The sequence below is a fragment of the Pseudomonas crudilactis genome (assembly GCF_013433315.1).
Classification (GTDB): domain Bacteria; phylum Pseudomonadota; class Gammaproteobacteria; order Pseudomonadales; family Pseudomonadaceae; genus Aquipseudomonas; species Aquipseudomonas crudilactis.
The window spans coordinates 26,677-33,034 of sequence record NZ_WXVV01000039.1; the positions used below are offsets into that span (position 1 = coordinate 26,677).

5 protein-coding genes and 1 tRNA gene are annotated in these 6,358 nt (G+C 58.4%); 1 reads left to right on the forward strand and 5 read right to left on the reverse strand.

Features of this window, described 5'->3' with window-relative positions; genetic code table 11:
• Positions 1-109 precede the first annotated feature (109 nt).
• The 5 genes from secF to queA form a co-directional block, all read right to left on the reverse strand.
• Positions 110-1,024 (reverse strand): protein translocase subunit SecF, encoded by a 915-nt coding sequence (gene secF, locus GTU76_RS29335; protein ID WP_016984380.1) that lies wholly within the window; start codon positions 1,022-1,024, stop codon positions 110-112.
• Positions 1,025-1,033: 9 nt separating this feature from the next.
• The gene (gene secD, locus GTU76_RS29340) at positions 1,034-2,902 is read right to left on the reverse strand and encodes a protein translocase subunit SecD (protein WP_016984381.1); all 1,869 of its coding nucleotides are present in this window, start codon (positions 2,900-2,902) and stop codon (positions 1,034-1,036) included.
• Between the two features lie 64 nt (positions 2,903-2,966).
• The gene (gene yajC / locus GTU76_RS29345) at positions 2,967-3,305 is read right to left on the reverse strand and encodes a preprotein translocase subunit YajC (protein ID WP_007916913.1); all 339 of its coding nucleotides are present in this window, start codon (positions 3,303-3,305) and stop codon (positions 2,967-2,969) included.
• Between the two features lie 43 nt (positions 3,306-3,348).
• Positions 3,349-4,464 carry a tRNA guanosine(34) transglycosylase Tgt gene (gene tgt / locus GTU76_RS29350; protein ID WP_180700221.1) on the reverse strand — a complete coding sequence of 372 codons (1,116 nt, stop codon included), beginning with the start codon at positions 4,462-4,464 and terminating at the stop codon, positions 3,349-3,351.
• A gap of 14 nt (positions 4,465-4,478) precedes the next feature.
• A complete protein-coding gene (gene queA / locus GTU76_RS29355) occupies positions 4,479-5,543 on the reverse strand; it encodes a tRNA preQ1(34) S-adenosylmethionine ribosyltransferase-isomerase QueA (protein ID WP_016984383.1) in 1,065 nt (354 codons plus the stop codon).
• A 108-nt stretch (positions 5,544-5,651) separates the two neighbouring features.
• Between queA and GTU76_RS29360 the strand changes: the two genes are divergently transcribed.
• Positions 5,652-5,736: transfer RNA gene (locus GTU76_RS29360), tRNA-Leu, on the forward strand.
• Positions 5,737-6,358: the final 622 nt, after the last annotated feature.

The following is a 6,358-nucleotide window of genomic DNA, read 5'->3' on the forward strand; positions in this document are numbered from 1 at the left end:
ACCATCACATGCGGGACACGCCCGCGCTTCTCCCAGCCTTGGAGCATAAAAAAAGGCGCGAGTTCAACTCACGCCTTTCTTGGGCTGACAGCCGGGAAAACGATGGCCGTTATGGACGGTCGTCGACTTCCTTCTCGGTGTTCGCCGGAGGAATCAGATCCTCGGTAGTCAGGTTCAGCCAGATCAGTACCACGTTCGCGATGTAGATCGACGAGTAGGTACCCGCCAGAACACCGATGAACAGCGCGATCGAGAAGCCGAACAGATTGTCACCACCGAAGAACAGCAGTGCCGCGATCGCCAGCAAAGTGGAGATCGACGTCGCCATGGTCCGCAGCAGAGTCTGAGTGGTCGAGATGTTGATGTTCTCGATCAGCGAAGCCTTGCGCAGGACACGGAAGTTCTCACGAACCCGGTCGAATACCACGATGGTGTCGTTCAGCGAGTAACCGATGATCGCCAGTACCGCCGCCAGCACCGTCAGGTCGAAGGTGATCTGGAAGAACGACAGGATACCGATGGTCACGATCACGTCGTGAATCAGCGAAACGATGGCGCCAACTGCGAATTTCCACTGAAAGCGGAAAGCCAGGTAGATCAGGATGCCGCCGAGCGCCAGCAGCATGCCGAGGCCGCCCTGGTCGCGCAGCTCTTCACCGACCTGCGGGCCAACGAACTCGACACGCTTGACCGTCGCCGGGTTGTCACCGCCGAGCTTCTGCAGCGCTTCCGCGACCTGATGGCCCAGTTGTGGGTCTTCACCCGGCATGCGCACCAGCAGATCGGTGGTGGCACCGAAGCTCTGCACGATGGCTTCGTGGTAACCGGAAGTTACCAGCTCTTCACGCACCTTGGTGACATCGGCCGGACGCTCGTAGGTCAGCTCGATGAGCGTACCGCCGGTGAAGTCCAGACCCCAGTTCATGCCCTTGGTAGCGACACTGAACAAAGCCAGCAAGGTGAGGAATACTGTGACGCCGAACGCGAAGTTGCGAACGCCCATGAAGTTGATTGTACGTAACATGGCAGCCCCTTAAATCCACAACTTCTTGAAGTCACGTCCGCCGAAGATCAGGTTGACCATTGCGCGGGTCACCATGATGGCCGTGAACATCGAGGTAAAGATCCCGAGGGACATGGTCACTGCGAAACCTTTGACCGGGCCGGTGCCCATGGCAAAGAGAATTCCGCCGACCAACAAGGTAGTCAGGTTGGCGTCGAGAATCGCGGTGAATGCCCGGCCGAAGCCTTCGTTGATTGCACGCTGCACGGTCATGCCAGCGGCGATCTCTTCACGAATCCGCGAGAAGATCAGCACGTTGGCGTCGACCGCCATACCCATGGTCAACACGATACCGGCGATACCCGGCAGGGTCAGCGTTGCACCCAGCAGCGACATCAGGGCCAGCAGCAGCACCATGTTCACTGCCAGTGCGACAGTGGCGATGATGCCGAAGAAGCGGTAGATGGCGATGATGAACAGCGACACGAACAGCATGCCCCACAGCGACGCATCGATACCTTTGGTGATGTTGTCAGCACCCAGGCTCGGGCCGATGGTGCGTTCTTCAGCGAAGTACATTGGTGCGGCAAGACCACCGGCACGCAGCAGCAGCGCCAGTTCGGACGACTCACCCTGACCGTTCAGGCCAGTGATGCGGAACTGAGCACCCAGCGGCGACTGAATGGTCGCCAGGCTGATGATCTTCTTCTCTTCTTTGAACGTTTGCACCGCAACGTCTTTCTCGACGCCATCGACCACTTGCTTGGTGTAAGTGGTGATCGGACGCTGTTCGATGAAGATCACCGCCATGCTGCGACCAACGTTCGAACGGGTCGCACGACTCATCAGCTCGCCACCGTGACCATCCAGACGGATGTTCACTTCTGGTGTGCCGTGCTCGCCGAAACCGGCCTTGGCGTCGGTGACCTGGTCACCGGTGATGATCAGACCACGTTCGATCTGTGCTGGCGGACGCTTGCCTTCACGGAACTCGAAGGTTTCGGAGGTGGCTTTCGAAGCACCCGGCTCAGCAGCCAGACGGAACTCAAGGTTGGCCGTCTTGCCGAGGATACGCTTGGCTTCGGCAGTGTCCTGCACGCCCGGCAGCTCAACCACGATGCGGTTGGCGCCCTGACGCTGAACGATCGGTTCGGCAACACCCAGCTCGTTGACGCGGTTACGTACCGTGGTCAAGTTCTGCTTGATGGAGTATTCACGGATTTCCGCCAGCTTGGCCGGGGTCATCGCCAGACGCAGCACCGGTTGACCGTTGAGGTCGGCCGGAACAATGTCGAAATCGTTGAAGTTCTTGCGGATCAGTGCACGGGCCTGTTCGCGGGAGTCTTCATCGCTGAAGCCCAACTGAATGGCACCGCCCAGCTGCGGCAGGCTGCGATAACGCAGTTTTTCTTTGCGCAGCAGGCTCTTGACGTCGCCTTCGTAGACTTTCAGGCGTGCATCGAGGGCTTTGTCCATGTCCACTTCCAGCAGGAAGTGCACACCACCGGACAAGTCCAGACCCAGCTTCATCGGGTGCGCGCCCAGATTGCGCAGCCATTGCGGGGTGGTCTGTGCCAGGTTCAGCGCGACGACGTAGTCATCACCCAACGCCTTGCGCACAACGTCTTTGGCCGGCAACTGGTCTTCAGCCTTGCTCAGACGGATCAGACCGCCCTTGCCGTTGGCGGCCAGCGTGGCTGCCTTGACGTTGATCCCGGACTCCTTGAGCGCAGTGCTCACACGATCCAGATCAGCCTGATTGACTTGCAGCGCAGTGCTTGCACCGCTGACCTGAATGGCCGGGTCATCGGGGTATAGATTCGGAGCGGAATAAATCAGACCGATCGCCAGCACCGCCAGGATCAGAATGTATTTCCACAGAGGATATTTGTTCAGCATCACGCCGCCCGTTATGAACGCGGGGCGCCTTGCGCGCCCCGTCGATTGAGTAGAAGTTGTTGCTTCAGATCGCTTTCAGCGTGCCTTTTGGCAGCGTGGCGGCGATGGCGCCTTTCTGGAACTTCATTTCCACGGTGTCGGAAACTTCCAGAACCACGAAGTCATCGGCAACTTTAGTGATCTTGCCGGCGATACCGCCAGTGGTCACAACTTCGTCGCCCTTCTGCAGGCTGCTCAGCAGGTTCTTCTGCTCTTTGGCGCGCTTGGCCTGTGGACGCCAGATCATCAGGTAGAAGATGACCAGAAAGCCGACCAGGAAAATCCACTCGAAACCGCCGCCCATTGGGCCGGCAGCAGCCGGTGCAGCCGCGTCAGCCATGGCGTTAGAGATAAAAAAGCTCATTTAGCACTCCAGTTGCAAATGTTGAATCTTGGGGTCAGAAAACTCAGTCCAAAGGCGGAACGGGGAGCCCGCGTTTGGCGTAGAAGGCATCGACAAAGGCGGCCAATGTACCCTGTTGAATAGCCTCGCGCAAACCAGCCATCAGCACCTGATAATGGCGCAAGTTATGGATGGTATTGAGCATGCTTCCCAGCATTTCGCCGCACTTGTCCAGGTGATGCAGATAAGCGCGGGAGAAGTTCTGGCAGGTATAGCAATCGCAGGTCGGATCCAGCGGCGATTCATCATGGCGATGGAACGCGTTACGGATCTTCAGCACGCCGGTATCAATGAACAGATGCCCATTGCGGGCATTACGGGTTGGCATCACGCAATCGAACATGTCCACACCGCGGCGCACACCCTCAACCAGATCTTCCGGTTTGCCAACACCCATAAGGTAACGAGGTTTGTCAGCCGGCATCATGCCTGGCAGATAATCCAGAACCTTGATCATCTCGTGTTTCGGTTCGCCCACCGACAGACCGCCAATGGCCAGGCCATCGAAGCCGATCTTGTCGAGGCCTTCGAGCGAGCGCATGCGCAGATCCTGGTGCATGCCGCCCTGAACGATGCCGAACAATGCGGCAGTGTTGTCACCGTGAGCATTTTTCGAACGCTGGGCCCAGCGCAGCGACAATTCCATCGATACGCGCGCGACGTCTTCGTCAGCCGGATACGGCGTGCATTCGTCGAAAATCATCACGACGTCGGAGCCGAGATCGCGCTGCACCTGCATCGATTCTTCCGGCCCCATGAACACTTTGGCGCCGTCGACCGGGGAGGCGAAGGTCACGCCCTCCTCCTTGATCTTGCGCATCGCGCCGAGACTGAACACCTGAAAACCGCCGGAGTCAGTGAGGATCGGGCCTTTCCACTGCATGAAATCGTGCAGGTCGCCGTGTTCCTTGATCACTTGAGTGCCAGGGCGCAGCCACAGGTGAAAGGTATTGCCCAGAATGATTTCTGCGCCGGTGGCAACGATGTCACGCGGCAACATGCCCTTGACCGTGCCGTAAGTGCCCACCGGCATGAACGCCGGGGTCTCGACGGTGCCACGCGGGAAGGTCAGGCGACCACGCCGGGCCTTGCCATCGGTGGCCAGAAGTTCAAAGGACATGCGACATTCGCGACTCATTCTGTTTCCTCTGGGCCTGTTTGTTCAGGGGCAGTCGGTGCGGGATTACGGGTGATGAACATCGCATCACCGTAGCTGAAAAAGCGGTAACCGTTGTCGACGGCGGCCTTGTAGGCAGCCATGGTCTCGGGATAACCGGCAAATGCCGAAACCAGCATCAACAGCGTGGATTCCGGCAAATGGAAATTGGTCACCAGAGCATCGACCACATGGAACGGTCGGCCCGGGAAGATAAAGATATCGGTGTCACCGCTGAACGGCTTGAGCACGCCATCGCGCGCGGCACTTTCCAGCGAACGTACGCTGGTAGTGCCGACCGCAATCACTCGGCCACCGCGCGCACGGCACGCCGCGACCGCGTCGACCACGTCCTGGCCGACTTCCAGCCACTCGGTGTGCATGTGGTGATCTTCAAGCTTCTCGACACGCACCGGCTGAAACGTCCCCGCGCCAACGTGCAACGTGACGAACGTGGTCTCGACGCCCTTGGCGGCAATCGCTTCCATCAGCGACTGATCGAAATGCAGCCCGGCGGTCGGCGCCGCCACCGCGCCCAGACGCTCGGCGTACACGGTCTGATAACGCTCGCGATCCGAACCCTCATCCGGGCGATCGATATAGGGAGGCAACGGCATGTGCCCGACACGGTCGAGCAGCGGCAACACTTCTTCAGCGAAGGCCAGTTCGAACAGCGCATCGTGACGCGCGAGCATTTCTGCCTCACCGCCGCCGTCGATAAGGATCTTCGAACCCGGTTTTGGCGACTTGCTGGAGCGCACATGAGCCAATACGCGATGTGTATCGAGCACACGTTCGATGAGAATTTCCAGCTTGCCGCCGGACGCTTTCTGCCCGAACAGCCGCGCCGGAATCACCCGGGTATTGTTGAACACCATCAAATCGCCCGGGCGCAAATGCTCAAGCAAATCAGTGAATTGACGGTGTGCGAGAGCGCCGCTCGGCCCGTCAAGGGTCAGCAGGCGACTACCGCGACGCTCGGCCAAAGGGTGGCGGGCGATCAGCGAATCAGGGAGCTCGAAAGTAAAGTCAGCAACGCGCATGATGGGGTTCGTCTAGCAGGGCCGGAAAGTTTAGCGGAAATATCAAAAATAGACCATGAAACGTGATTGACCAACGGTAATCTCATCTCTATACTTCGCCGCCATTGAGCCCTGATGGCGGAATTGGTAGACGCGGCGGATTCAAAATCCGTTTTCGAAAGGAGTGGGAGTTCGAGTCTCCCTCGGGGCACCATTTGCAAGACATAGACGACTACCAGCGTCTACGTAAGACCTCTAAAGCCCGCTGACTGCGGGCTTTTTTGTTTCCGGAATTTCATCCCCCCTCGCAAGACAGTTTCTTTTTGCAAGTGCTCTGCAGACTCCGGAGCGCACAGTCACGCCCACCTCACTCGCTCGCAAATCAAAGCCTCCAGACAACCGAGAAGCAAGACACATTGCCTAATAGCTCGGGCATCGCCCTTATGCTTCAACCAAGCAAGCACAGCTCCGCTACACACTCTTCTGCCGCCCTCACAGGGCCGCCAAGCGCATCTGTCCGAACAGCCCCTTACAGAGGCTCGCAAGAGGACTGCTGAGCGAATAGCGACTCGTTGCGCTGGTCACATCGCGGGCGCGCTGCTACGCGCACGTGGACGGCCTTAGGACTCTATGGCTAATGTCGCAGATGGCACCGCTGGGGAGTAACACTGGCGCTGCCCCGACGCAACAACGAATCATGGTTAGAGTTGCCCCGAAAACGCTCAAAAACTTTCCTGCGGACAAAACAAAACCCCAACTGCTTTCGCAATTGGGGTTTCGGAATTTAATCTTGACGATGACCTACTCTCACATGGGGAAACCCCACACTACCATCG

Excerpts from the sequence above, each read along its gene's own strand:
- secF (WP_016984380.1), bottom strand. The coding sequence starts at position 1,024 with ATGTTACGTACAATCAACTTCATGGGCGTTCGCAACTTCGCGTTCGGC.
- secD (WP_016984381.1), bottom strand. The coding sequence starts at position 2,902 with ATGCTGAACAAATATCCTCTGTGGAAATACATTCTGATCCTGGCGGTG.
- yajC (WP_007916913.1), bottom strand. The coding sequence starts at position 3,305 with ATGAGCTTTTTTATCTCTAACGCCATGGCTGACGCGGCTGCACCGGCT.
- tgt (WP_180700221.1), bottom strand. The coding sequence starts at position 4,464 with ATGTCCTTTGAACTTCTGGCCACCGATGGCAAGGCCCGGCGTGGTCGC.
- queA (WP_016984383.1), bottom strand. The coding sequence starts at position 5,543 with ATGCGCGTTGCTGACTTTACTTTCGAGCTCCCTGATTCGCTGATCGCC.